This is a genomic window from Bacteroides caecimuris (assembly GCF_001688725.2).
In the GTDB taxonomy this organism is placed as follows: domain Bacteria; phylum Bacteroidota; class Bacteroidia; order Bacteroidales; family Bacteroidaceae; genus Bacteroides; species Bacteroides caecimuris.
In genome coordinates this window covers 1,908,936-1,933,620 of the sequence record NZ_CP015401.2, presented here as the reverse complement: position 1 = coordinate 1,933,620, position 24,685 = coordinate 1,908,936, and the positions used below count along the sequence as shown (strand labels likewise).

Below are 24,685 nucleotides of genomic sequence, written 5' to 3'. Positions count from 1 at the left end.
ATATGTTACGACATTTTTATAATGACTTCATGGCATTCGTCCCCCTGCAACTTCCGCAGTTGCTCGATGTGACGACGATGGAAGAACCGCAGTTCTACGGCGACTATGTGCTGCTTACGTTTCCGTTGCGCACCCCTTACGAACTGGACGAAGTAATGGATATGTTCGAGGACGACATGGAGTTGATCACGCTCTACCACCATATTCCGATGCGGACGGAAAAATTCGGTCACAGCACTTGTGCATACTCGAATCCCGCTTTCGGACAGATGTTCAAGATGAACGCCAAGACGGATACGGAGGGCAATGTAAACAGCATCCTTGTCACCATCTATGATTCTTTGGAGCAGATGTACGGGGACTTATGCCTCGACTTGGAACTACACTCCAAAAGCGGGTTCCTGAAATACAAGAAAGACAAGTCCGACGTGCTGATGAATTTTATATGAGAAACACCTTATACCGACAGATGGTCTATTGCATCAATGCCTACCGGACGTGGATAGAGGTTGCCGATGACAATCTCTACAAGGAGCATATCATCTCAAGAACCGACCGCACCGACTACCTCGTTTCCCGTACATTGGTACTGCGTGCCTTCAAGACGAACGGCATACACGCCGAGGGTACGACATGGACTATTCCCGAACACGAACTGGACAAGGCTTTGGCCATCTACCGAAAGCAAGACATTACATTCAAGCAGCGCATCAAGAAAGCGGCCATGTACTTTTCGCCCAAGGATGCCGAAACCCTTATCCGGCTGGCGACATACGGTATTGTCCAGTTGGAACTCATTGTGCGTCCCACTCCCATACCCGAAAAGCCCTATTACTTATGTTACTGAATATCCTGCTACTCATTTTCTGCGCGATACCTTTCGGGGTATCAATGTCATTGTACAAGAACAACAAGCGGTTCATGACACCCTTTTACATGGCAATGGCACGAAGCGGCAACGCCCGTAAACTGTATGTGCAAGTATGGCTGATATGCCTGCTTCTTTTCCATTATGTATATGCCTGTGGACATATGGGTGAGTTTGGAATCCTACTCTCTACCGGTGTCTGTGCCGCAATGTTTTCGTTCCGACGGACGGACAACTGGTTACGCAGGTTGCTTGACCGCCCCCGTGCATTTGTCACACTCGCATCGGGCGCACTGGTCATCGGCTTTGTGCCGCATCTGTACACCTTGGCGATAACCATTGCCTATCTTCTTCTGGCAGCCCTGTTCTATCCCTCCGTTCGGGTCATGTCCGAATGCAAGGATACGGACACACTTTCCGGATGGGCAAAGCATCCCGGAATGTTGTCAGAATCCTATCACGAGAATCATCACGCAAATCTGCCGCATGAAGCGGACAGCGGCAACACTGATATATCCGCACAATATGAATCATTAAAACCGAATGAAAATGAAAAATAACCAAAAGATACCTGTTTCCATATTGGCAGACAGGGAGGTATTCGAATATCTCAAGGAGAAAGGGGATGAACGCAAAACACGCACCGAAGCGTACTGTGACCTGTTGGACAAATCACTGGCAGGTTTCGTTTCTCCGTTTTTAAGAAAGAAGGCCTACGTGCTGCAACCCAACCAGTGCCACCTGACCGTTTCCGACCTCGCATCGGAGTGGCATTGGCACAGGGCTACCGTCCGTTCTTTTTTGAGTGCAATGGAGGCATTCGGTTTGCTGACCCGCATCCAGCTTCCCAAAAGCGTGGTCATTACCATGACCGTACAATCCGGTCAGGCAGCACAGCCCCGCAATGCACAGGAGCAGCCGGACTTTGCCAGACAGCTCCGTGAGGTATTGTCCGATTGGGTAATCGGCAAAACGACCGCTGCCGAAACTGGCGTAATATGTGGACAACTCGTAAGTCTGGCAAAGACTGAAATTGCCGACCGTGACACCGGACTCTGTTTGGACACCCATTCCAACACGACCTCCGCACATTCCGGCACTTTGGTCACGGAACATCGTGAAACAGCCTTGTGCTGCATCGCCCACGCCGCCCTGCAAAAAATCCTGCACAAGTCGAGATTCGATGACAGTTCGCCGCTTGTGGATTTCTTCCGGTTTGACCTCGGTGAAGAATGGGCTGCTTTCATCGAGTCCGCCAAAGACCTCGCCGGGCTGATTCTCGACACCGAGGCATCAGTGACGGACTTCGACATGGACGAAGACCAAGAACGCCTCAAATCGCTTCGCAAACCTTTTTTATCGCTTCTGGCAAAGGCACAGGCGATGGTGGATTGAACCGGGAGTCGAAAACAGATTGTATAACGCGAACAATCCACCTCCATCCCTTAACGGTTATCCTGCCGGTTATAGGAGGCACACGGGCTTGCCCGTCTGCCACGAAACAAAGGGAAGGGGGAGCCTAATACCCCGATAGGTCTCCGACCGTCGGTAGGCTGTCCGGGCAAGCAGCAAGCTGGGACAGGACGGATTGTCCAAACAACACGAAAAGAGTATGGCAGATCAAAAACAGGTACTTGATATGCAGGTGTCGAAAGGCATCACCGCAGCCCAAAGCAACGAACATTTGCGTGACCGCAGTGAAAGGGCGGAAAAGTACGCTATGAATAAGGGGAATTACGACCCCACACGCAAACACCTGAACTTCGAGATTGCGCCCGGAGGCAAGGTACGTCCCATTGACACGAGCCGCAACATTCCCGAACGGATGGCGGACATATTGGAGAGGCGTGGAATCAAAGACCCCAACGAAGGACTGGCAGAACCGAAGTACCGCACGGTGGTGAACTTCATTTTCGGCGGTTCCCGTAAGCGGATGCACGAACTCGCGTTCGGCACGCAGAACGTGGATTTTGATGAAGGTGCGAACAATACCCGTATCAAAAGAATGAGCGATATTGAACGCTGGGCGAAAGACGTCTATTCATTCGTGAGTGGCAAATATGGCGAGCAGAACATCGCCGCATTCATCGTACACCTTGACGAATTGAACCCTCATGTGCATTGTACTTTGTTGCCAATCAAAGACGGCCGCTTTGCGTACAAGGAAATATTCGCCGGAAAGGACAAGTTTGAATACAGCGCAAGGATGAAACAGCTTCATACCGACTTTTTCGCCGAAGTCAATACAAGGTGGGGAATGTCGAGAGGAACAAGCATATCCGAAACAGGCGCACGGCACAGGACTACCGAAGAATACCGCCGTATGCTATCGGAAGAATGTACGACCATCGAGGAAAATATAGACCGCCACCAAAAGGTGCTGGCAACCCTTCAATCGGACATCCGTCTGGCAGAGCGCAGGGTCAAGGGGCTTACGACAATGGTCGATAACCTTGAGAAGTCGAAAGCCGAAAAAGAGGCTCTGCTATCGGCAGCCGAACAGGATTTGAAAGCGAACAAGGGCGATGCGGAACAATTAGCCGCACAAGTTAAAAGTCTGGAGAAAGAGCTGGCAGGCATCAACAGGCAACTGGCAGACAAGCAGGAGAAGTTACAGACGGCTGACCGGCAGCTTGCCGAGCTGAAAGAGAACATGGATGCCATTGAGGAACGTACCGGGGAACTCAAGGAGGAAGCCTACAAATACTCCCATGATATACATTCCAAAGTGGACACGTTGCTCAAGGATGTCCTGCTGGAAAATGTGGTCGGCGAGTATAGGAACGTATCGGCACAGATGGACGTGGCGGAACGGCAACTGTTCGACGGCTCGCTCGTCCAGTCCATAGCGGAACAAGGTACAGACGTGATGCACTGCGCGACGATGCTGTTTCTCGGTATGGTCGATGATGCCACCACTTTTGCCGAAACTCGTGGCGGCGGAGGTGGCGGCAGCGACCTGAAATGGGGGCGCGACGAGGACGAGGACAACCGTGCATGGGCACTCCGCTGCATGAGGATGGCGAGCCGCATGATGCGTCCGGCCATTGGCAAAAAACCTAAACGGTAAGTGGCATACGCCTTACTACAAATCAAAAAGTATAACGAATAATATCATTGGAATATGACGAAACAAATCTTTTTTATATTGGCCGTGCTTTGCACGTTGCAGGCACAGGCAAGTGTACGACCCATACAGGTGGATACTGTACAACATACACCGTACTATGATGTCTCGGAGAAACTACAACCGATACAGCCCGTCTATCTTGATGGAGTGGTACTTCCGGCAACTCGGACTGGCAACTGGTTTGTCAGCATTACCGGGGGTACGTCCGCCTTTCTCGGCACACCTCTCGGCTGCGAAGACCTCTTCGGACGCTTGAAACCCTCGTACAGTTTCGCAGTCGGAAAATGGTTCACTCCGTTCGTCGGCGCACGTATCAATTACAGCGGTGTGCAGTTCAAAGATGGCACATTGTCCAATCAGGACTACCATCATATCCATGCGGATCTGCTGTGGAATGTCCTTGGCCGCAGATATGCCCGGCAAGAACAGGTACGCTGGAATCTTGCTCCTTTTGCCGGTGTCGGCCTGTTGCACAATGCCTCTAACGGGAATAATCCCTTTGCTGTTTCGTATGGCGTACAGGGAGAATATCGGATTTCCAAACGAGTAAGTGCCATGTTGGAACTCTCCGGCACGACCACCTTTCAGGACTTCGATGGTTACGGACGCCCGAACCGCCTCGGCGACCACATGGTATCGCTGACCGCCGGTTTCACGTTTCATCTCGGAAAGGTCGGTTGGAAACGCGCGGTTGATGCGACATCTTACATTCGTCAGAATGAGTGGCTCGTGGATCATGCCAATATCTTATCCGGAGAAAACAAGCGTTATAAAGACTGGTACGACCGCAACCGACGGACGGTCGCAGAATTGAAGAAAATTCTGGAAATAGAAGGATTGCTTGACAAGTACGGTCATCTGGTTAATGACGATGAGACCGACCGCCGTCAAGGTTATCCCAGAAATAATTACAGCGGATTGAACTCACTACGGGCAAGATTGAAAAACCGGCATTGGGATGGAATCTCGCCGCTTGATTCTGCAAGTATTGGATATGGCAACAACGGAGATGATGCCGAGAAACCGGGCATAATCGTCTCTGAAAGGACGGAACTCATACAAGCCGGGAATTGCATCGGGTCGCCTGTCTATTTCTTTTTTAACCTCAATACGGCGCACCTGACGGATGCTTCCCAAATGCTTAACCTTGATGAACTGGCTCGCGTGGCCAAGAAATACGGATTATCCTTGAGAGTAACCGGTGCGGCCGACAGTTCGACTGGAACTCCTGTGCTTAATGGTTCATTAAGTACATCGAGAGCGGATTATATCGTTGCAGAATTGAAAAAGCGTGGCATACCGATCGAACGCATCGTCAAGGTAAGCAGAGGCGGCATAGCCGACCATGTACCGGTCGAAGTCAACAGGCATACGAAAGTAGAGTTGTTCTTTTAGTTTTTACATTCACTTTCATCGAGTCCCTCAATCTATAATTCGGATTGCAGGGACTTTTGTTATCAATGAGGGTAATAAGATTATAGGTTTCCTGAATCCTGATTACGCTTCGTATGACTGATAATATTTTCTGCCGAATTATGAAATAATCCGCTTACAATCACAAGATATTCCGGTAGAATACCATCCTTTCCCCAAAGCAGCTCTATCCCGAAAAGTTCCGAGAGTGTTCGTGTCATATCGAACCCGAATGCTTCAAGCGAGGGACGTACTTTGTCCGGATGCAGGCAAGGACGGTTGCATTTGCGGGCGCATTCGGAATCGGGACAGTATAGGCATTTTCCTACATAGGCGAATGCCCGACCTCCGTATCTGTGCTCCATTTCCAGCAATTCCCTTTCTATCCTGAGCCGTTCCGGTTTAATCAATTCCTGCGTTCTGTCTATCGGAATATTTTTCTCGACCGGAATTATTTTCGTGGCCATCAGGTGGGCATATTCATATTGGCGCAGAAATTCTCCGGTATCGAAATCGAACGGCGGGCATCCCCAACTATTACCGTAGTTGGGGCATTGTTTGCAAAATTCGACAAAACGTTTTTCGTCCCGGAAGCGTGAAATATATTCGTCCACGCTGATATTTGCTGTGAAATTCTCTATGATATATTCCTTAGTCATTGTCCCACTTTTATGAATCCTGTCGTGGCATCGAACGTCACACAATTATTTCGGAACAGCCGCTCGATGCAGCCGCTCCGGCGCATCTCTTCGGTCGGCATATACGACAACTGGGGTGGGTCGATAAGGGCTATCGCATCGGCAAGCGAGAGGGCGATATCCAGCTCGTGCGTGGAAAAAAGGATGCACTTGTTTTCTTCATGCGCCAGCCGTGCCAGCAGTGTACACAATTCGTAGCGGTTGGGCATATCGAGAAACGAGGTGGGTTCGTCGAGCAGGATAATCGGCGTATCCTGCGCCAACGCCCGTGCGATCATGATGCGCTGGCACTCGCCGTCCGACATCTTGTCCATCGTGCGCTCCGCATAAGCCTCCATGCCCACCGAGGCGAGCGACCGCATGACGATCTCCTTGTCGACCTCCTGCATCTTTCCAATCCAGTTGGTATAGGGTGCGCGGCCGATAGCCACGACATCCTTGCATTTGAGATTGGCGATGCGTGTGCGCTCGGTCGTGACGAATGCCAGCGTTCTGGCCATTTCTGCTGCTCGCATATCGGCGGCGTTATGCCCGTCGAGCAGGATTCGGCCGGTATAACGGCGGTTCAGTCCGGCGATGGCTCGAAGCAGTGTCGATTTGCCCGTGCCGTTGCGCCCGATAAGGGCAGTCAGCCTGCCCTTTTCTATGGTGGTTTCCACCTCGCAGAGCAAGGTGCGCTCGCCGTAGCCTATGGAAAAATCGTGTAACTTTATCATGCGGTGACGGATTTATTGCGCAAGACCACCCACACCACGATGGGGATTCCCAGCAATGCGGTGATGGCGTTGATCGGCAGGGTGAACATTTTAGAAACGAGGTCGCAAAGAAGCAGCACCGCCGCACCCGAAAGAACGGTTCCCGGTACGAGTACCCGATGGTCGCTGTTGCGGAACAGCATTCTCGTGACGTGGGGCATGGCCAGTCCGATGAAGCCTATCGGACCGCAAAAGGCGGTCACCGTACCAGCAAGCAGCGTCGTGGAGAGGAACAGCAGCCCGCGCGAGCGTCGGATGTTCAGCCCCATCGTCACGGCATACTCCTCGCCGAACAGCAGTAAGTTGAGCGGCTTGATCGTCACCACCGCCAACAACAGTCCGGCGATAATCGACGGGACGAGTACCGCAAGCTGGTCGAAGGTCACGTCGCCGAGCGACCCCATCGTCCAAATGACAAAGGCTTTCAGGGATTCTTCCTTGCTGAGATATTGCAATATCTGTACAATCGCGCCGACTCCCGACGAGAACATCATGCCGAGAATCAGAATCACCATGATGTCCTTGATGCGGTGGCCGACGGCGGCGATGACGACCAGCACGAGCGCCGCTCCGAGCCAAGCCGCCCCGGCAATGCCTATCGACGAACCGAAGCCTGCAAGCACGACGAGTGCCACGCCGAGGCTCGCGCCCGAACTGATGCCGAGCACGTAGGGGCCGGCAAGAGGATTGCGGAAGAGGGTTTGCATCTGAAGACCGCTGACCGACAGAGCTGCTCCGGCCAGCAACGCGACCACCGCCTTAATCAGTCGGATATTCAGTATAATTTTCGCCGTCGCCCGCGGGCAGTCGCCGCCCGTCAAAGCCGCCCATACATCGCCGAGCGGTACGGCGACTGCCCCCACCGCCAAATCCAGCAGAAACAGGAAAAGGGTGAGGGCGGCCAGCATGGCAAACAATATGGCGGAACGGGAGCGCATCTATTTCAGTTGCTTGTAATAGACGAAATCTTCCTCGACCAGTTCGGGGTGGAATATCTTCACGAGGTCTCGCAGCACGAGGTCGGGATTTACGACCGCCGACTCATAGTAGTCGTTGCCGCCAGCAGCATTGGTGCGGGCGTTGTTGTTATAGACCTGTCCACCACGGAAACAGCGGGTGTCGATGAACTTCGGGCATGCGGCTTTCAGTTCATCAAGCGTGTTCGCCATCCCCACATGCAGCCACATATCGGCTTGCGAGGCCAGCAGATACGCCTCTTCGAGGTCGATGGGCGCGGAAGCGTTTCCTGTGTTCTTCTTGTAGATGTAATCGCCTCCGGCATCTTTGATTAACCGGGCGACATAGCTTTCGGTCGAGGGCATGAACCAGCTGTCGCCGTAAGGCGTGTTGAGCATGACTGACGGAGCGTCGAGGATATTGTCCGCTACTTTCTTTTTCAGGACATTGTATCTGACGGGGATTTCCGCGAATACTTTTTCGCCCTCCGCCCGTTTTCCGATAACCTCCGAAAGTGCCACCAGCCATTCGGCTTTGCCCAGCGGAGACTCTTCGAGGTAATCGCCGACATACATGAACGGGATATCCAACTCTTTGAGCTTACCCTCCATCGAGCTTGCCCCGTTCACGCCGTAAAGCAACACGAGGTCGGGGTCAAGCGAGAGCAGCAGTTCGTAATTGATGTTCCCTTCGTAGCCCACATCTCCAACGCTGTCCCGCCGTGCCTGAATGTCGGGATTGGAGATGTAGTCGATGCCTGACACGCCGACTACGCGTCCCGTTTCGCCGATTGCGTCGAGCATGGCGATATGGGTCGAGGACATGCAGACGATGCGCTCGGCATCCCCCTTGAGCATCTGACCGGTGAAATCCGCCGGAACCTCTTCGTCATCACGGGCAATGAACAGGTTCGTAGTGATGCTGTCGGCGCCCTGCCAAGGGTTCGTGACGGTAACCAATACGCTCTTTTTGCCGTCTGCACCTTTTATGTCAAACCCCGAAGCGTATTCAGGTGTATAGACCGTTCGGTTGAAATCGGCGAGTTTTGAACTTTTATTGTGGCAGCCTGTGAATGCCAATACAAGTAGCAACAGCAGGCTTAAATTCTTTAATGCTTTCATATCGTTACATATTTGTATTTTCGGACTTTTTCTTGTTTTTCCCGAACTTCGGGGTAATGCCGATGAAGAACTCGAAGTTGATGCCGGGCATGGGGCGCGAGAGTACCGAAAGGTAGTCCTCGTTGAAGAGGTTGTTGACGGCGAATTTTAACTGGATGTCCACCGGTTTGAAAAACAGGTTTTTCTCCAACGAGACATTGCTCATGAAATATTCGGGCAGGTGTCCTGTCAGCGTATAGTCGTTGCTCGACATGGTGTAACGTTCCGAGTAGAACGCCCATTTGTAAAGGAACGCCCAAGTCCGCCACGACAACCGTCCGGTCAGCGATGCGGAGTGCTTCGGCACGTAGGGTAACTGCTTGCCCACTGACTGGTCAGCAGGCGACATCTTCTCACCTTCATTGATGGAGGGTGTCCACGAATAGGACCCGTTCAAGTCGATGAGCCAATCTTTCGCCGGCTGCACGGCGAAGTTCGCTTTGACCTCGACGCCGTAGGCGTGGACCTTCTTTACGTTGCGGGGCGAGAAGAAGCCCTTGGTGGTGGGCAGCCAGATAATCCAGTCGTCGATGTAGGAGTCGAACCAGTTCGCACCGCCGCTCAACTTGTAAATGCCTTTCTTGCCGACATCGAAACTCACCCCGGCATCATAACTGAAACCTTGTTCGTTTTTCAGGTTGGGATTACCTCCCGGCAAAAAGTATAGGTCGTTCAGAGTTGGGAAACGGTAGTTACGCGATATGGATGCTTTCAGCATCACATTTCCTTTCGGGGAAATGATACCGTCAATGAAGAAAGCCGGAATGAGTGGAATCCAATCGGAACCATACATCTCTTCCCGCAGTACCACCGACATACCCAAGCGGTCTATCGGCTGCCACTTGGCGGATACGGAGCCGGAGAGTTCCACGCGCCCCTTGTCATAGCCCACGATGGCCTTGCCACCGTCCTGCAAGATGATGTTCTTGTCCTCGCTCCGTACCAAATGCTGGTGTGCCGATACATTGGCGGTGAAAAACCATTTTTTATCCAAAGAATACTCTCCCTCCGCCTGACCGTAAAACGTGTTTACCTTGCTGCGGGAGCGGGTCATCGACGCCCAGTTGTCAGGTGCGACCTCACGCTTGTAGTCGTAGGCCATCCATGTGTGTATGTAACCGCCTTTCACGCCGAGTTTCCAGTTGCTTTTCATGTGATCCCAGGACAAGACGCTGCGGAACGTCTGTTCTCGCTGGCGGTTCTCGAAGTCGGTTGCATCTCCATAGTCGGTCGTCAACATCGGAAGTTCCCGGTTGGAGTTGATATACCAGGCGTTCAGCCCGAAACGGTCGCCTTTCCCGGTATTGTAATACACTTCCTGAAGCAAATGCAGGTCCTTGAACGCCCCGGAGCGGTTGCGCTCTTTCGGGTGATACTGTCCGACGATGTTCTTATCCTCGTCGTAGATGTTTATCTTTTTGTCGTGGTTGGTGTACTTGTAATCGTTAGGCGAGGAAGAATAGACCGCACGGGTGGAGACGTGCCACCGCTCACTTCCGTAGGTGAAGCGGGCGAACTCATCGAAGGTCTTGAACGAGCCGATGCCCTGCACGTACTGGGCGTTGAACCCTTCAGCGACTTCAGGAGCCGTGCCGAGTTTGACCAGACCGCCCAGTCCACCGCCCGTTTCGTTCACCGATGAAGTACCGTGCAGCAGCGATGCCTGGTCGATGAAGTAGGACGGAATGGTGGAGAAGTCGGTCATGCCGAGCATGGGGTTGTTGATGCGCATCCCGTTCCACGTCACCTGCGTATGGCTGGGCGACGTGCCTCGGAAGGCGACGGTCGAGAGCGTGGCGCGGCCGTAGCTCTTGACAAACACGGACGAGTTGAACGTCAGGATGTCCGCCATCGAGAGGGCGATATTTTCTTTCAGTGCGAGTGAATCGAACTTCGTCTTCTGCACGCCGATTTCCTTCATCGGCCGTTTGCCCCATACGGTCACCTCGTCTATCTGGTGAATACGCCGGGTGATTCCCTGCGCAGACAGCACGGATGGACAGACAACCAATATTGAGAAAAGTAAATATTTTGTATATGTCATTTCCTTTTGTTTTTAATATGGTTATTTACCGCAGCATATGCAGAGAATGATGCCCGCATAAAATCTTGATAGGCATTGAATCCGTTTTCTTCAAGCAGTTGGTCGTATTCGTCCTCGAATGAAAGTTCCTGATGAACCGTCTCTTGTTTCTCAATGTGGTGTTTTACCCGATTCAGATCATTGAATGACACGCTAAACGAATCAAATCCGGCTGCCCATCCTGAAAAATCCGCATATTCCGGATATTTTCGATAGACAACGCCTGTAGAACTTTTTACTTTATTGATAATCTTTGCGAAGTCCGTGGGAGATGGTATCTCTACAAGTATATGAACATGATTGAGAAAAGCATTGCAGGCATAGACATGACAGCCTTTCCTTGTGAAAATTTGTACCATCTGATCGAGAATCATTCCTTTGGTTGTCATTGGAATCGTCATCTCCTGTCTTTTCGTGATGAAAATAATATGGTATATATGCCGCAATTTATTCTTCATTTCCAACAAAATGCACCGGGGATAATCCCGACATAAAATTCATCTATCAATTTCCCTTCGGGCGAGTAGCGGTAAATCATGCCCTGCTGCTGGTAGTCGATGGCATCGGCGATGTATACTTCCCCGTTGGCGGGGTTTACCGTCAGTCCGTAATAAATCGTGCCGCTGTATTCGAGGAACGGACGCACCGGCACATGGCTGGCTGTCACGTCCATGCTCCAAATGGCCTTGTTGATCCAGTAGAGTTTGTCCCTGTCGCCATTGAGCTGTACCTCCGAGGGCCAGTCGCCCAACTTGAACTTGAACTGCTTCTCCACCGTGAATGTCTCGGCGTCGATGCGGTAGAGCGACGGGGCTTCGTAACCGTAGGGGCTGCCTTCGTAACCGCCGTCGGTCACCGTCCACATCTTGTTGTACTTGTCCATGACCAGCGATGTCGGTTGTATGCCGACCTTCAGTTCATCGACCACTTGGTCGGTTTCGGTGTCGATTTTGATGATGCGGTTCTGATACGACCAGCAGTTGCAATAGACGTATTTGCCGTACTGCACCATCTGCTCCGTCGAGCCGCTTTCCATCGTCATGTCCGGCACTTGAATGTAGCCGGTAATTTCATATTTCTTCGGGTTGATGATGAAGATGCGGTTGTCCCACAGTTGGGTGACGTAGGCTTTTTCGTCGCTTAGGAAATGAATGTAGCGCGGCGAGGTCAGGTTCTCGATGCGTCCCACCTCCTTGAAGGTGTTCAGGTCGATGGCGAAAATCACGTGGGAGTTGTTCACCACGACCCAGCCCTTGTTGTCGTAGATGGTCATCGACTGCGCCACGTCGCCGAGTTTCATGCCGTTGGCACGGAAGAAGATTTCGTTCTGTACCTGTTTGGTCGCAGGGTCGTAATAGGACAAGGTAGCATTGCCGTACTGGAAGTTGCCCTCGTTGGTGATGAACAGTCCGGCTCCCGTGGCATTGAAGTCTTCTACGGCATCGCCGTAGTCCCACTTCATGCAGGATGTCAAGGATAGTGTCACTCCGACAACTACGCTCCATAGCAGATATTTCAATTGGTGATAGGTCATACCGTTATTTTTATAGTTAATCCCCGGTAGTCTTACCTTACGGTAAGCATACCGAGGATTGGCAGAAAACTTATTGTTTGGTTATCTATTCGGCAGGCTTGTACTTCCCGTCTTTCATATCTTGGTATGTGGGGTTATAAGCACATTCTCTGACAGACCATTGAGATTCTCCTGTTAGAACATTGTTTTCAAACAGGTATTTGAAAGAACTGAAATCGCTAACATCTCCTTGCCCGCTTATACTAATCCCTTTTACTGATTTGAGACCTGAAAAATCAATGGACAAAATACCATTAGAACCAAAATCAGAATACGGGCATGTTATTGAAAGATTTTCGGATATTGATTCAACGGTAGGATAAGACACCTCATCAGCCGTCATACCCCATACAACAGTAGATGTTACAATATTAAACAGTCCGTTTATCGTTTTTAATTTGGGACATAAAATATTAGTAACATCAATCTTAAACTCAATTTGTGTATTTGCTCCATCCGTCCCAATGCTTTCCAAACTGGTAAACTCAATATCATTCTTAAGAAAATCAGTCGTAACCGAACATGAACCGAGAATTTTTTTCAATGACGGGAAGGTAATATTATTTGCATTCGTATTATTTTCTAATGTTAAAGTACCTCCTATTTCCTGCAATTTAGGAAATTCAATTTCCGCACCCGTATCAACACTTCCCGAATTCAATGCAATAGTCATATTTCCTGCCACACGAATAAATGGCATAACAAATTCTTTTACATAAAAATAATCTTTGCATTGGAAGTCGCCCTCTATATTTGAGATTCCCTCAAGAGTCAATTCGGTCAATCGACAATTTTTAGGAAGCAGAAGAAGGCTACCGTTAAATGTTTCCGAACCTACGATTTTATTTAGTTGCTTACATTGTAGGGTAAGTGTATTCCCGTTAAAATTTATCTGGGACAAATCCAGTTCTTCTATGAGCAGATTACTTAAAGTCATATCACCGAGTACATCTTTCAAAGAAGATATATTAAACTTATTGACTTTATTCGCATCCACACTGGTCTCTCCGCAGGAAATAAGACCGGGAAGTTCAACAATGGAAATCTCTTTGCAATTTTTTATAGTCAGTCCTCCAACCGAATGTAATTCGGTCATTGCAAGACTTCCGATGGAGGACATATCGGAGAATGAGGCAGTACCGGCCACACTTTCCAATGCCGGTAGATAAATTCCTTGCAGTTTGGGAAAATATTGGACTGTAAGTTCATTCCCGACCCGTTTGAGCGCTGAGAAAACAATGGCTTCGGTTGTCGCTGATTCTTTTTGTGCTACCGAACCTTTGACAATTAAGGAAGCTCCGACAGATTCAACGGCATTTGCATCCAAATCAAGCAAAGCATCGGAGGTTATATACATATCCTCACCAATGAACTCGACTTTGGGTATGGATATTTTTTCAATGACAGAACTGTTAACGACAAAATCGCCGGTCACTCCAAGCAAAGAGGGCAGATTAACCGTTTTGAGCGTTATGTTTTTACTGGTAGAAGTTGTCGATCCTAATTTGAAACTTCCGAGTTGTTCCAGATTATCCAACCCCGTCAAATCCGCTCCTTTGTAAGACGGATTGATAACAAGAGAGTTACTGATTTGTTTCAGGTTGGCAAGTCCGTCCAGATTGGTGATTTCTTCTCCGTCTGCCGTTCCGATGGTCAGGCTGCCTTCGATTTTGTTTATTCCTGTCTTGGCAAAATTATCCACCTCGGATTGCGTGGCAAGTACCACGCTGCCGCTCTGTTCGATGTCTGCATATTGATAAGTATAGGAATATACTTTGCTCTCCTGCATTCTGGAGGTGACTACGAATTTCCATTCATTTTCCCAATCCTCTATGGTTGATGGATTCGGGTTAATAGAGGCTCCCTCGCAAAGGGCATACTCTACGGTAGCCCCTTTCAGACTGGTATTATAAGGTATCTCAACTGTAATCTTGTCCCCGACTATCATGGCTTGATAGGTAATGCCATCTACAGTTAGAGCAAACTCGGAGATGAAGTGATCCTTGCCGTCTATTCCGCTTACTTCAGGGTCGTCATCACTACATGCAGCAAGGCAGAGCGTAGCGAAACAGAATAGGATGAAATGATATATTTTGTTCATAATGAATTTTATTTGTCGTTATTGTTGTTTTCATCACAGAACTTGAAAACTTCCGTGGAATTTTCCCCTAACCATCCGGCTTTTACATTGACTCCGGTCTGCACCTTGATAAAGTCGATATGGGAAAGGTTTGCAGGTGTACCGTCGATATTGACTGCATCGGAAATCTTAAAATAGTTTCCAAGTGCTCCCGCGTTAGGATTGTCTTTATTGGGCATATCATCACCAATATTATCGGCATATCCCCATCCGAACGGATTATTGGACCACATGCCTGTCGACGGGCTTTGTTCGGTACGTGCTTTCAGGCATGTGCCGTATAACGTATAGGAATCCGCTTCAATCCACAAAGGATAATAAAACTCTTGCGGGTGATAGTTGCCGAGACGGTCAATCGCTCCTTTATTTCCCTTGTTGTCCTGCCATTGAGTATCCATGTTGGGACCGGGACGGAAATAAGTTACGGCATAGTCCTGAATGGTTTCGGGTTTTCCATATTCAGAACCCTTCAGTTCATACCATTCATCGTTGGGCAAGCCGTCTCCATTGACATCTTGCATTACCCATACAATGCCCGGTTCATTTGACGAATCAAAGGCATTTCCTTTGATGGAAAAATCATAACCGCCTTTGTTTTCGATACTGTGGTCGAATCCTACTACGATATATCCTCCCCAACCTCCAAGAGAAACATATTGTTCATTATCAAGACGTTTTTGTGCGTAAGCACAGGCTGCTTCGTGCGTGCTTTCCCCATTGAAACCTGCTGTATTCGTTTCGTTTACAAATTGTCCCGGAGCCGGAACAAATTCATATACTTTATTGCTGTAAATGGAATTTCCGGCAGCAAAAGGTCTTTTTCCGGCCGCTTCACAACATTTCACCGGAATATTGACACTGACTTCATCGACACCGGAGACCGAAATATTACGGGTGAGCACTGCTTTTGTATCTTGATTGTCGTATTTCACAGTAAAGGTAAGCGTGTGTTCTCCGGTTTTAGCGGGTTTGAAACCGTAAACCAAAGAATTGGCTCCCTCAATCGGTTGCCCGTCCAAACTCCATTGATAAGAAGGCTCGGCACTTATTGATACAAAGGGGCGGACAAACAAAGTACGTCCTAATTCTACGTATTTGGTATTATTCTCGGTAAAATATAAAGATGACGGAACTACGATTTCAATCGGAAGTTTATCGACAACCTCAATAGAAACTGTCTTCTTTGATTGTCCGTCTTCATTTGTTACGGTTAAGGTCAGTTCATAAGTTCCCAACTCATCTTGCTTGAATGTATAAGTATTTTCCGTTCCGACTTCGTTTCCGTTAAGAGTCCACAAATAAGTAGCTCCTTCTGCATTTTGAATGTCGGGTGTAAGGATATACTCGCGTCCTGCGACAACTTTAAGCCCTATAGAGGGGGTTACCAATGAAATAACGGGCGGAGCCAATTCATTGACATCCACACGAATTTCTTCCTCTGTGCTGGCATCCCTCGTATCCACACGCAGGGTAACGTAATACGAACCGCATTCGTTGAAAATGTATTTCAATTGAGGCTCGTCGGAAATGATACGACCGTTGCATTTCCATGAATAAACGGCGTAATCGACATTCTGATAGGTCGGCTCAATAACGACCTCTTTTCCTATCTTTACAACGTAGATTCCGTCCTCGCTATCCAACTCAATGACAGGAGGCAATATCACGTCCTGCGATATTTCTTCGTCTTTGTTGCATGCAAATAGAAATATCGTCAAGGAGAATAAAAGCAAATACTTCTTCATTATATTTATAATTTTAATGCTGAAATTCCCTTGAAGAAAGTATTTGATTACAATCTCCATTGGGATATAATAAAAAGGGGCAAATACTTTGCACTTGCCGTTAAAAAGCATTTGCCCCAAATTCATGTTATTCGTTTACGGTTACATCAATATCGTCTATAGCAACGTAAGCAGGAGTGTTCAATCCGTATGCGCTTGAATCGCTTCCTTCGAAATTGATAGCTACAGTACATACGCTGTCACCTAAACCGCTTAAATCCACTTGATTCCATCCGGTACGGATTTTATTGGTCAAACCTGATTCTGCATCTTTACTGGAATCGAAGTTTGCCAAATAGTATTCTACTTCCTTACCTGTAGGTTTACCCGTCGCATCCAACGCAACAAATACCACCTTAAACCATCCTTTTTGTGCCGACAAAGAGCCTTGTGTAAACGAGTTGCCATCCTTCATGACTAAGTAGGTATAAGTCGTATTACAAACCCATACGCTGTTGAATTTACCATATTTCGGTGTACCCTTGACAGGAGTGTTTGTGGTAACGACTCTGTAGCCGGTTGCATCGGTCAGGTAAATCTTCGCACATTTGTCATAGGTTGCTTGTGAATCATTGTATGAATCGCTATAACCGAAAGCTACAGCAAAATTTTTACCGCTATGACCGCCGTTGGGCCAGTACACGCTACATTGGTTTTGATAATCCCCCTGTGTCAGATTATGGAAATTAGAGATGGCAAAACCACCATTCCAAAATTCATATTCCCAAGGCTGTCCGCTTACCCATTCTTGTTCCAAATAGTTAATCGGGAACTGAATGTACGTACCGGTTTGCCCGATTTGAGTGATGTAGCCGGTCGTTACCTGCTTGCCGTTGGCCGTGGCAGAATAGAGATTGTTTCCATACTGGTCAGAAGCCATTACGCTGGAAGGTACGTTATCAAAATCGATAAGCGCATTGGTAGAACTTATCGCGCGGGTTTGAATCGCACTCTCCTCATACGGAGCAAGGAAGTCATCGTCGGATGAACATCCCGTGAACACTGCGGCGGCCATTGCTACAACAGCCATTGCCAAGAATCTAAAATTCTTTTTCATAACTTAATTATTAAAAGTTAAACAAAAAGTTTAAACACACATTCGTTTTTATTGCGACAGATTTGCAACGAATGAGAAATCGGTTATCAAAAAGAATATAGGTGCCTGTGGACGAGCCTCTGTTCATTTTAATCTAATGCCAATTATCCCGTGGTCACTAAATCTATCTCATCAAGCAGGTCTTCTGGCTCATCCCGCTTATCGCGCCTTCCCAGCTTTCACCAGTGGCAAAGAGTGCGATAAACTTTAATAGGACTTACAGCTGCGAGTACAGCTCCGGATTTTCACCGGGATTCCCTTTTAATTCCGTTCGACGCTTCGATTGGAAACTTGACTGGTGCAAAGTTAATGGTTATTTTTTAATCTTGTTTCTTTTTCTGTGATTTTTATTTCAAGAAAGGATTATTTTATGGCGCGAATTGTATTTTCATGTTAATCAAGCATTTATAACAACCACGAATAGTCTTTTCCCCTTATGAATAATAGCGTTTCTCAATTATGGTCTCTTTTCATCTCACGTCGGCAATTCTCTTCGGAGAGATTTTATATGCAAAGGTACAGCGTGCGTCTGGTCGTCAAGTATCGCTTTCACTAACGGTTCCCGGATATTCTTCACGGCAGCCTTCCACAAATCGAAGATTGACTTTCACTCCCCACCTCGTTGCAGGGCATAGTCGGACGAGCCTGACTGTGCTCTTACATTGGGCGGTTGGGTATTCCGTTTCATCCCGTACACTGTTTACTTGCCTTATCCGTCCTTTTCCCGCTGTCAGTCCTGCATAAAAATCATTCCCCGACGAGAAGCCAAAAGAGTTTCAAGAAAAGGAAAAAAAGAAAATATTTGACAATCTAAAATTTACAATTATGCACAGCAGGATTTTTCAAATTTCAACGGAGCCGATAGACAAAGAAAACTATCTGAATGAGGACACACTCCAGCAAGGAGACGGGAGCTTCTATGACTATTGTTCAGAAATAGACGAGGAAGACCGTAAAGAGGATATTGCCAATTTGGTCAATCATGCCTTGCCCAAAGGAATGTTCGAGCTTATATCCGATGACACCATGCGCTATAATGGTGGAATAGAGCAATGGAAAGAGGAGTATGTCGCCAATATCAAAAAAAGAGCGAATGCTCTTACGGCAGATAATATGTTGGAATGGGGTTCGACCTATTATCTCAAACAGGCAGTGGAAAATCCGTTGGATGTCGCCTATCATTTCTATTTGGATGGCGATGGCTGCAGTCTTTTGCCGAACAGTCCTTTACGTTTATGGAGTTTGTTTGTAGGCTTGAACCGGGAACGATACTCTACATCGGAGGAGTTGTTGATTACCACTTCTGATGTTTGTCCGAAACATTGGCAACCACCCGCCTCAAAAGTGGGTGGTTGCTCTCTTTTTTGCACAGGCTCCCCGGTTACTTTTATAAATATGCTCTGCAGAGCTTCCGCCACCGGTTTCACAGCCGGTATATTCCTGTTTTAAGGGTATAATCCCTTCACAGCCCCGACATACGCCGCAGGTCTGTTTTCGTGTGCAAAGGTACGGTGGACGAACATTGCCCAAGTACCGCTATCGCTACCTGAAATAAAATTTGACGACAACTTTCCGTAATCGGAGATGACGGTATTTCATAAAATTTCGTTGCAGGTTCCTTGCTCATCGTTCTTGCATCCCCCCGTTTGTGACGCACATGAAAACAACCCCTTTGGGCGAAGTCAAAAGGCTTCAAGAAAAGGGAAATAAAAAAAACAATAAATCAAAAGACAATGAGCAAGTACGATTTCATCAAGCAAGGCAACCTCCTTTTTTGGCACACTGCCGATAATGATATAGAATGTCGAATTATCTCAACTCCCGAAAAAGTGGATAGTGACAGCATCATCTTAATCTCAACAAGCTCTTCCGAGACAGAGGTTTTGGCATCGGAGTTATTACCTATTGGCTCATCAAGAAGCCACAAAGAGGAGTTTATGCGCTGGAAGAAAGAGCGTGAAGCCGAGGGCATGGAGTTTTTCAGCCGGTTGTCCGAAGTCATGGAAACAGACAGTGATTTGGCTGTAGGCGATATGGTGGCGTTTACAAACGACTACGGGGTGGTATTTGGCCCCAAAGAAGTATTAGCTTTCAGAAAACCTTGGAATGGCTATAGATGCGTATATATCGACAGTGATGCTTATTGGTTTCCAGACCGTCCCGAACAACTCACCATACTCAGCAAAGGAGGTACAGAATGACAACAAACGACATACTCAAACGACTTTGCGGCAATATTGCCGCAGGTCGTTTCAACTGGCGAAAATACTGCACGCCGCAATCTTACTTCGGTTGGGAGATTTGCGTTACCCCTCTGCATTGCTCTTACGGACAGATAGGCTACACCGTTCATTTCCCTTATACCAATATACCGGAAGTGGAATACGATTGGGAAATGGGCAAACTGACCATTGACGGCGAGAAATGGAAAAGTTATTTGCGGAACGAATAATAATAAATATCAATATGGCACAGAATTTTTATACCAAATGGCAGGACGCTATACTTGCAGATGCAGGAGACTATGTTTCAAAAGAGTACCGCAGTTTCCAGACAGCATTGGTGCGTGAGATTTCCAAATATGCCGCAGCCGTTGGTGCAAAGGTGGCTTCCAATTCAAAAGGGCATTATGACACCTCCTGCTTCATTGAGCGCAACGGCAAGTTCGTTTACATCAGCCACTCTTCCGGTCTGTCACGAATGGGCAGCGGCGTAAGAATTGAACTCGATTCGTTTCTGATACGGACAGCTCAAAATGGAAAGGACTACCGAGGGGGATGTAACCAGTATTGCGACATAGCAAATTTACAGTCTATGATAGACGGTTTGTTGGGGAAATAAACTGCAAAAAAGATGCGGAGCCAACCAGTTCCGCATCTTTTTCTTTCCATCCTTACCGGCGCATACCGCTGCCGTATTCTGCCTCTTGTAGTTCTGCCCGATACTCTTCCAGCTCGTTCAGCTTCTCGTTCACGGCTTGCAGATTGGCATCCAGCCCGACATTGTGGTCGTAAGGGAAACGATGCTGCGCGACCAGCCCGGCATTGGTGGGTTGCCCGACATCAAGCGTATCGGATTCCTTGTTATATTCGACATATAGCACTTCACCGTTCGGCATCTCGAAGGCCGGAATCTTTTGATACGCCAAAGCGGAGAACTGTTCCGCCGCCATCTCCCTGGCAACCCCTTTTATTGTATCTCCGGCGATATCGACACCGTAACGCCGGATATGGTCTCGGATTTCCTGCTCCGTGAATTTCAACATCACCTCGTAGGTTCCCCCGACACTCCCGTTGTACACGACAGCGAAATTCTCATCCTCGGCAATAAGGCTGTCACCCTTGTTGTTCGTGGCCGATAAATAAGTATGCTGTTCGTTGATGCCATTGCCGTCGTAATACTCCTTGGCAAGCGTCAGCAATCCCTCGTAATCGCCTTTCTCCCGAAGTTCGTCAAGCTGCCTCGTGTCATCCGAAAATTGGAGATACGCAACAGAAGAATAAAATGTATTCTCCTTTGCTGCCGCTCCGTTTTCCTGCTTCTCGCCGACATTTTGTTCCAGTTCTTGCGCTATCTTATCCACCTTCTGGGTAATCATCGAGGTTGCCCTTTTCACGTCCAGAAGCGTTGTCTTGATGAACTGTGGCGATTCCTTCAGCTCATCAAGCCAACCTTTAAGATACGCGCAACTGTCCTCCTTGATATGCTTGGTCATGCCGTAACGCTGTGCGACCAGTGCGCTGCCTAACTCTGCCACCAGTTCCTCACGGGCATATTCAGGAGAACCGAAAGTAGTCGGCTTGAACCTGTCAAGTACGTTTTCCGCTCCGGTGGAGTGCGTCATCTCGTGGAACAGTGTCCCGTAGAACGATTCTCCCGATTTGAACTGCTCCTTTTCGGGTACGATGATTTCGTTCTTCGTGATGGAATAGTAGGCGTCATTCTGATATTTCGGCGTAATCGGACAAATCCACAGGTTATCCCTTATCATCGTATCGACTGGGGCAAAACTGAAATGCTCGCCCTCCTCGATTGCCGGACGCGAATTTTCTCGCTCCAGTTTTTGCCACAGCTCCGGTCTCGCTTCCTGCAAGTTAGTTTGCGCGACATTGAAGACCCGGAACACCTGCATCTTCGGATAGACATTGTATTGTTCCTTTTCGTCATCGGAGAGTTTCTTGTAATCGTCATACTTGATTTTCTCCTTAGTCTCCTTATGGATACAAGTGAACGTGGTGAGCATGACCGGAAAGGATTTTTCACCACGAAGCACGGAGACACGCGGCAGTTCCTCTCCATCCTTTCCGGGCTTATTGAGCTTCTGAACACAATCGAACGTGCAGAAACGGGGAATCTTGTACCCTTCTTTCTCGCAGTGCAAAAGCAGCATAAAAGCATTCATCCCGTTGTACTCGCGCCCGTGAAGGTTGCGGGGCCACTGTAGCGTACCCTCCGTAAACCAAGGCTTTTTCCAGTCCTTTTGAATGCCCTCGATTTTCTCGATCATCATTTCGGCGAACAGGTCAAGAGCCTTGTCCTCGCTGTTCGGTCCGTCGGCATTCTTCTTTCTGTAACCGGCCATAACCCTTATTGATTATAGTTAGACGAATCCGCCACATATTGCGTCAGTTCCTCCATCTTGCAGGAAAGGTTGATTTTCCCGTTGTGTGCCGACAGGTTCATTTCACCTTTGGCATCCACCTTTACACCCGGCTGCAACCACGCTTCGCGCTCCTTACCGAAACAGAAGAAGCGCACCCACTGGTACTCGAAGCCGTCATCGACCTTCTCTGCGCTAAACGCCGAGAACACCGTATAAGGCTGGTCTTTCTTATCCCTTTTTTCCTCGATGTTCTGGCCGACCTTACCACGAAACACCAGCTCGCCCTTGACGCAATCCGCATCATCCGTAGCGGCATTGCAGATTTCATCGGCGAACAGGTTGAAATATAGCTTGTCGCCCCGGCGTTTGAGATACATCGTACCCCTCACTTCTACACGGGAGCCGTTCCGATAACCGGCGGCTTCCTCCTGACAGCCCTCCTTGCGGACATCCACCTCGATAGTGTGCCCGCCACCCGTCGCCGGAATCTGTACCCGGAGCGGAAACACCAGAAATTCTTTCTCTTCTTTATTCTTGCGAACCGACGCATCGCGGCCGATAACGCCGCATACCGTAACATTACATTTAATCATCTGTTTTTTGTCTTTAATGATACATGGATCATCCGGACAAGTGATACATGGGTTGATTGATGTTGAACTGTTGTAGAGTGCGGTCAGTCGGGTGCGCGTATCATCGCCCAGACCATCCATCCGGCGATGGCTAATTGCACGCCCACGACAACGAGCGTCCCGATCCATCCCAACAGCAGGTAGCAGAACCGGAGGTGCAACGCAAGGAGGGAAACTCCCGCCAGACACTTGCATAGCTGTATCATCACGCATTTTATCATATCGCCATGCCTTTATCTTCGCAGGTTTTCCGTTTGTCCCTGTTGCCGGGTCATCCCCTGCTCAAAATTCTGTGAGGCCGCTTCCGACAGGATAACCGTATTCAGCATACCGGTTACACGCATCTGTTTGGCCTCTTCCGTGAGTGTACCGTTGTTCAACGTGGCAGACAACCGGTTCAGCTCGGAAGCGGTCAGCTCCCGCGAGACATGCAGTTCCCCGTTGTCCGCTTTCAGAATGGCCTTGCCGTTCTCGCCGATAGTCAGGTCGCAGTTCTTCATATTCGGCAACAACGGCTTCAGGTCGATGGTACGAAGATCCATCGCGGCGGATATCGCCGTCTTCTGTTCCTCTTCCTCCCGGTTATCAATCTGTGTGGCTAAAAGCATCAGGGAGGCGAAAGCGGTCATCGCCATCTCCACAATCGGGTCGTTGCATCCCGATATTCCCACACCGCTATCCTCCGACGAAAGGAGTTTTTTCATCCATCCGTCTGGCGAAAGGTTCTTTTCAGGCACGGTATCTTCCGCCGCCTTGTATTTGACGAGCAGGTCATTTCCGTTGTGCAGCATTTGCAATTTGATATGTCCTTTCTGTGCGATTTCAGCCAGATACGCCGCAGGGTCTATATCCCGTTTCGTCCCGTCGGCATAGATATTCTTCACACCGAAATGCAGATGTTCCCCGGTCGTCCGTGTCCCCGTATTGCCCGATGTGCCAAGCCGTCCGCCTGCCTGTACCGTATCGCCGACCTTGACGGAAATCTCCTTGAGGTGCATATAGGTACATTGTACCTTGCTGCCGTCCGTCCGAGCATATTCCACCGTCAGCGACTTGCCGCCGGGTGTATTCTTGTTCTGGTTTACCGCCACGACCTTGCCGCCGCTCTCCGTAGCCAGTACCGCGTCGGCTTTGCAACGGATATCCACGCCCTTGTGCATCTGTTGCTTTGTGCTGTCCAACGGGTCTTGCCGTGTTCCGAACGGAGAGGTAATGAACAGAAATTCCTCCCGTTCCACCGGGAACGAATACCCCGTTCCATGTTCCGCACTCTCGGAAGTCTGGAGCGGATTGTGTTCCACCCCGAACTGCCGGCCTTGTGCCGTCATCTCCTGCATCACCTGTCTGTCATACTTCTGCAAGCCGTTCTGCTCAATGATTTTCTGCAGGTTCTCGGCATACTTGCCGCCTGTGGCGTAACCGGCTTTCTCAATGCTTTGTGCCCAGCCCTTGTAATCGTCCGGGGAGAGTTTGAAGCAACCGGCATAGCGGCTGTTCTCCTTCAAAAAGCGGGAATGATGCTCGTATGAATCACCCACGCTGTCATAGCTGCAGAACTTTTCATTCGGCTTATCATCGGTGTAGATTCCGTATTTGCCGCCTTCGGCAATCCACGAGGAAGTTGCCTTGATGCCGAAATGGTTGTTCTCGTTCCTTGCCAGACGGCTCTGTCCGTTGCTGCTTTCCAGTATGCCTTGCGCCAATGTGACGGAAGCCGGGATGCCATACCTTCGCATCTGTGCCATCGCATAATCTGCGTATTGCAGTGCATATTCCTGATTCTTGGTCATAAT

Annotated in this window: 22 protein-coding genes, 1 pseudogene and 1 riboswitch; of the genes and pseudogenes, 10 read left to right on the top strand and 13 right to left on the bottom strand. The window is 48.9% G+C overall.

Annotated features, from left to right (window positions below):
- Positions 1 to 2: 2 nt before the first annotated feature.
- The 6 genes from A4V03_RS08260 (at position 3) to A4V03_RS08235 (ending at position 5,393) form a co-directional block, all read left to right on the top strand.
- Complete coding sequence (locus A4V03_RS08260) at positions 3 to 449, top strand: hypothetical protein (protein WP_005680025.1); 447 nt, start codon at positions 3 to 5, stop codon at positions 447 to 449.
- Positions 446 to 847: a hypothetical protein gene (locus A4V03_RS08255; protein WP_005680024.1), complete on the top strand. Its 402-nt coding sequence runs from the start codon at positions 446 to 448 to the stop codon at positions 845 to 847. The genes A4V03_RS08260 and A4V03_RS08255 overlap by 4 nt, the downstream gene beginning before the upstream one ends.
- Entirely contained in the window at positions 838 to 1,428 is a 591-nt protein-coding gene (locus A4V03_RS08250) for a hypothetical protein (RefSeq protein ID WP_005680023.1), read from the top strand. The genes A4V03_RS08255 and A4V03_RS08250 overlap by 10 nt, the downstream gene beginning before the upstream one ends.
- Entirely contained in the window at positions 1,418 to 2,263 is an 846-nt protein-coding gene (locus tag A4V03_RS08245) for a helix-turn-helix domain-containing protein (RefSeq protein ID WP_005680022.1), read from the top strand. Before A4V03_RS08250 ends, A4V03_RS08245 begins: the two co-directional genes overlap by 11 nt.
- Positions 2,264 to 2,480: 217 nt before the next feature.
- The gene (gene mobV, locus A4V03_RS08240) at positions 2,481 to 3,938 is read left to right on the top strand and encodes a MobV family relaxase (protein ID WP_065538534.1); all 1,458 of its coding nucleotides are present in this window, start codon (positions 2,481 to 2,483) and stop codon (positions 3,936 to 3,938) included.
- Positions 3,939 to 3,992: 54 nt separating this feature from the next.
- Complete coding sequence (locus tag A4V03_RS08235) at positions 3,993 to 5,393, top strand: OmpA family protein (protein WP_065538533.1); 1,401 nt, start codon at positions 3,993 to 3,995, stop codon at positions 5,391 to 5,393.
- 80 nt (positions 5,394 to 5,473) lie between these two features.
- Here the strand turns inward: A4V03_RS08235 and A4V03_RS08230 are convergent, their stop codons facing one another.
- The 10 genes from A4V03_RS08230 to A4V03_RS08185 form a co-directional block, all read right to left on the bottom strand.
- Positions 5,474 to 6,070 (bottom strand): DUF2284 domain-containing protein, encoded by a 597-nt coding sequence (locus A4V03_RS08230; RefSeq protein ID WP_004320579.1) that lies wholly within the window; start codon positions 6,068 to 6,070, stop codon positions 5,474 to 5,476.
- Positions 6,067 to 6,825, bottom strand: a complete 759-nt coding sequence (locus A4V03_RS08225) for an ABC transporter ATP-binding protein (RefSeq protein ID WP_004320578.1) — start codon at positions 6,823 to 6,825, stop codon at positions 6,067 to 6,069. The genes A4V03_RS08230 and A4V03_RS08225 overlap by 4 nt, the downstream gene beginning before the upstream one ends.
- The gene (locus A4V03_RS08220; protein WP_004320577.1) at positions 6,822 to 7,802 is read right to left on the bottom strand and encodes a FecCD family ABC transporter permease; all 981 of its coding nucleotides are present in this window, start codon (positions 7,800 to 7,802) and stop codon (positions 6,822 to 6,824) included. The genes A4V03_RS08225 and A4V03_RS08220 overlap by 4 nt, the downstream gene beginning before the upstream one ends.
- Positions 7,803 to 8,942, bottom strand: coding sequence for an ABC transporter substrate-binding protein (locus tag A4V03_RS08215; protein WP_004320576.1), 1,140 nt, complete (start codon positions 8,940 to 8,942; stop codon positions 7,803 to 7,805).
- Positions 8,943 to 8,946: 4 nt separating this feature from the next.
- Complete coding sequence (locus A4V03_RS08210; RefSeq protein ID WP_004320575.1) at positions 8,947 to 11,025, bottom strand: TonB-dependent receptor; 2,079 nt, start codon at positions 11,023 to 11,025, stop codon at positions 8,947 to 8,949.
- Positions 11,022 to 11,522, bottom strand: coding sequence for a transposase (locus A4V03_RS08205; RefSeq protein ID WP_004320573.1), 501 nt, complete (start codon positions 11,520 to 11,522; stop codon positions 11,022 to 11,024). The genes A4V03_RS08210 and A4V03_RS08205 overlap by 4 nt, the downstream gene beginning before the upstream one ends.
- The gene (locus A4V03_RS08200; protein WP_004320571.1) at positions 11,519 to 12,598 is read right to left on the bottom strand and encodes a glutaminyl-peptide cyclotransferase; all 1,080 of its coding nucleotides are present in this window, start codon (positions 12,596 to 12,598) and stop codon (positions 11,519 to 11,521) included. Before A4V03_RS08200 ends, A4V03_RS08205 begins: the two co-directional genes overlap by 4 nt.
- 85 nt (positions 12,599 to 12,683) lie before the next feature.
- Positions 12,684 to 14,738 (bottom strand): DUF4971 domain-containing protein, encoded by a 2,055-nt coding sequence (locus A4V03_RS08195; protein ID WP_016278620.1) that lies wholly within the window; start codon positions 14,736 to 14,738, stop codon positions 12,684 to 12,686.
- 8 nt (positions 14,739 to 14,746) lie between these two features.
- Entirely contained in the window at positions 14,747 to 16,648 is a 1,902-nt protein-coding gene (locus tag A4V03_RS08190) for a PKD-like domain-containing protein (RefSeq protein ID WP_084081129.1), read from the bottom strand.
- Position 16,649: 1 nt separating this feature from the next.
- Positions 16,650 to 17,618, bottom strand: a complete 969-nt coding sequence (locus A4V03_RS08185; protein ID WP_004320565.1) for a DUF4465 domain-containing protein — start codon at positions 17,616 to 17,618, stop codon at positions 16,650 to 16,652.
- 157 nt (positions 17,619 to 17,775) lie between these two features.
- Positions 17,776 to 17,967: riboswitch (cobalamin riboswitch) on the bottom strand.
- A gap of 515 nt (positions 17,968 to 18,482) precedes the next feature.
- On the opposite strand from A4V03_RS08185, the pseudogene A4V03_RS08180 reads away from it, so the two are divergent.
- The 4 genes and pseudogenes from A4V03_RS08180 to A4V03_RS08165 all read left to right on the top strand — a co-directional run bounded on the left by A4V03_RS08180 (position 18,483) and on the right by A4V03_RS08165 (position 20,498).
- Positions 18,483 to 18,964, top strand: a pseudogene (locus A4V03_RS08180) (hypothetical protein).
- 426 nt (positions 18,965 to 19,390) lie between these two features.
- A complete protein-coding gene (locus A4V03_RS08175) occupies positions 19,391 to 19,858 on the top strand; it encodes a hypothetical protein (RefSeq protein WP_004320562.1) in 468 nt (155 codons plus the stop codon).
- On the top strand, positions 19,855 to 20,109 hold the full coding sequence (locus A4V03_RS08170; protein WP_004320560.1) for a hypothetical protein: 255 nt from the start codon (positions 19,855 to 19,857) through the stop codon (positions 20,107 to 20,109). Before A4V03_RS08175 ends, A4V03_RS08170 begins: the two co-directional genes overlap by 4 nt.
- Positions 20,110 to 20,123: 14 nt before the next feature.
- On the top strand, positions 20,124 to 20,498 hold the full coding sequence (locus A4V03_RS08165) for a hypothetical protein (protein ID WP_004320558.1): 375 nt from the start codon (positions 20,124 to 20,126) through the stop codon (positions 20,496 to 20,498).
- 52 nt (positions 20,499 to 20,550) lie between these two features.
- On the opposite strand, the gene A4V03_RS08160 is transcribed toward A4V03_RS08165, so the two are convergent.
- The 3 genes from A4V03_RS08160 to A4V03_RS08150 form a co-directional block, all read right to left on the bottom strand.
- Positions 20,551 to 22,239, bottom strand: a complete 1,689-nt coding sequence (locus A4V03_RS08160; RefSeq protein WP_005680013.1) for a zincin-like metallopeptidase domain-containing protein — start codon at positions 22,237 to 22,239, stop codon at positions 20,551 to 20,553.
- 5 nt (positions 22,240 to 22,244) lie between these two features.
- A complete protein-coding gene (locus A4V03_RS08155; protein WP_004320554.1) occupies positions 22,245 to 22,853 on the bottom strand; it encodes a hypothetical protein in 609 nt (202 codons plus the stop codon).
- 272 nt (positions 22,854 to 23,125) lie between these two features.
- Positions 23,126 to 24,682 (bottom strand): glucosaminidase domain-containing protein, encoded by a 1,557-nt coding sequence (locus A4V03_RS08150; protein WP_004320549.1) that lies wholly within the window; start codon positions 24,680 to 24,682, stop codon positions 23,126 to 23,128.
- Positions 24,683 to 24,685: the final 3 nt, after the last annotated feature.

Coding starts and splice junctions, on each gene's coding strand:
- A4V03_RS08235 (WP_065538533.1), top strand. CDS start 3,993: ATGACGAAACAAATCTTTTTTATATTGGCCGTGCTTTGCACGTTGCAG.
- A4V03_RS08185 (WP_004320565.1), bottom strand. CDS start 17,618: ATGAAAAAGAATTTTAGATTCTTGGCAATGGCTGTTGTAGCAATGGCC.
- A4V03_RS08225 (WP_004320578.1), bottom strand. CDS start 6,825: ATGATAAAGTTACACGATTTTTCCATAGGCTACGGCGAGCGCACCTTG.
- A4V03_RS08200 (WP_004320571.1), bottom strand. CDS start 12,598: ATGACCTATCACCAATTGAAATATCTGCTATGGAGCGTAGTTGTCGGA.
- A4V03_RS08210 (WP_004320575.1), bottom strand. CDS start 11,025: ATGACATATACAAAATATTTACTTTTCTCAATATTGGTTGTCTGTCCA.
- A4V03_RS08190 (WP_084081129.1), bottom strand. CDS start 16,648: ATGAATTTGGGGCAAATGCTTTTTAACGGCAAGTGCAAAGTATTTGCC.
- A4V03_RS08155 (WP_004320554.1), bottom strand. CDS start 22,853: ATGATTAAATGTAATGTTACGGTATGCGGCGTTATCGGCCGCGATGCG.
- A4V03_RS08160 (WP_005680013.1), bottom strand. CDS start 22,239: ATGGCCGGTTACAGAAAGAAGAATGCCGACGGACCGAACAGCGAGGAC.
- mobV (WP_065538534.1), top strand. CDS start 2,481: ATGGCAGATCAAAAACAGGTACTTGATATGCAGGTGTCGAAAGGCATC.
- A4V03_RS08170 (WP_004320560.1), top strand. CDS start 19,855: ATGACAACAAACGACATACTCAAACGACTTTGCGGCAATATTGCCGCA.
- A4V03_RS08205 (WP_004320573.1), bottom strand. CDS start 11,522: ATGAAGAATAAATTGCGGCATATATACCATATTATTTTCATCACGAAA.
- A4V03_RS08195 (WP_016278620.1), bottom strand. CDS start 14,738: ATGAACAAAATATATCATTTCATCCTATTCTGTTTCGCTACGCTCTGC.
- A4V03_RS08230 (WP_004320579.1), bottom strand. CDS start 6,070: ATGACTAAGGAATATATCATAGAGAATTTCACAGCAAATATCAGCGTG.
- A4V03_RS08250 (WP_005680023.1), top strand. CDS start 838: ATGTTACTGAATATCCTGCTACTCATTTTCTGCGCGATACCTTTCGGG.
- A4V03_RS08150 (WP_004320549.1), bottom strand. CDS start 24,682: ATGACCAAGAATCAGGAATATGCACTGCAATACGCAGATTATGCGATG.
- A4V03_RS08175 (WP_004320562.1), top strand. CDS start 19,391: ATGAGCAAGTACGATTTCATCAAGCAAGGCAACCTCCTTTTTTGGCAC.
- A4V03_RS08165 (WP_004320558.1), top strand. CDS start 20,124: ATGGCACAGAATTTTTATACCAAATGGCAGGACGCTATACTTGCAGAT.
- A4V03_RS08220 (WP_004320577.1), bottom strand. CDS start 7,802: ATGCGCTCCCGTTCCGCCATATTGTTTGCCATGCTGGCCGCCCTCACC.
- A4V03_RS08245 (WP_005680022.1), top strand. CDS start 1,418: ATGAAAAATAACCAAAAGATACCTGTTTCCATATTGGCAGACAGGGAG.
- A4V03_RS08255 (WP_005680024.1), top strand. CDS start 446: ATGAGAAACACCTTATACCGACAGATGGTCTATTGCATCAATGCCTAC.
- A4V03_RS08215 (WP_004320576.1), bottom strand. CDS start 8,942: ATGAAAGCATTAAAGAATTTAAGCCTGCTGTTGCTACTTGTATTGGCA.
- A4V03_RS08260 (WP_005680025.1), top strand. CDS start 3: ATGTTACGACATTTTTATAATGACTTCATGGCATTCGTCCCCCTGCAA.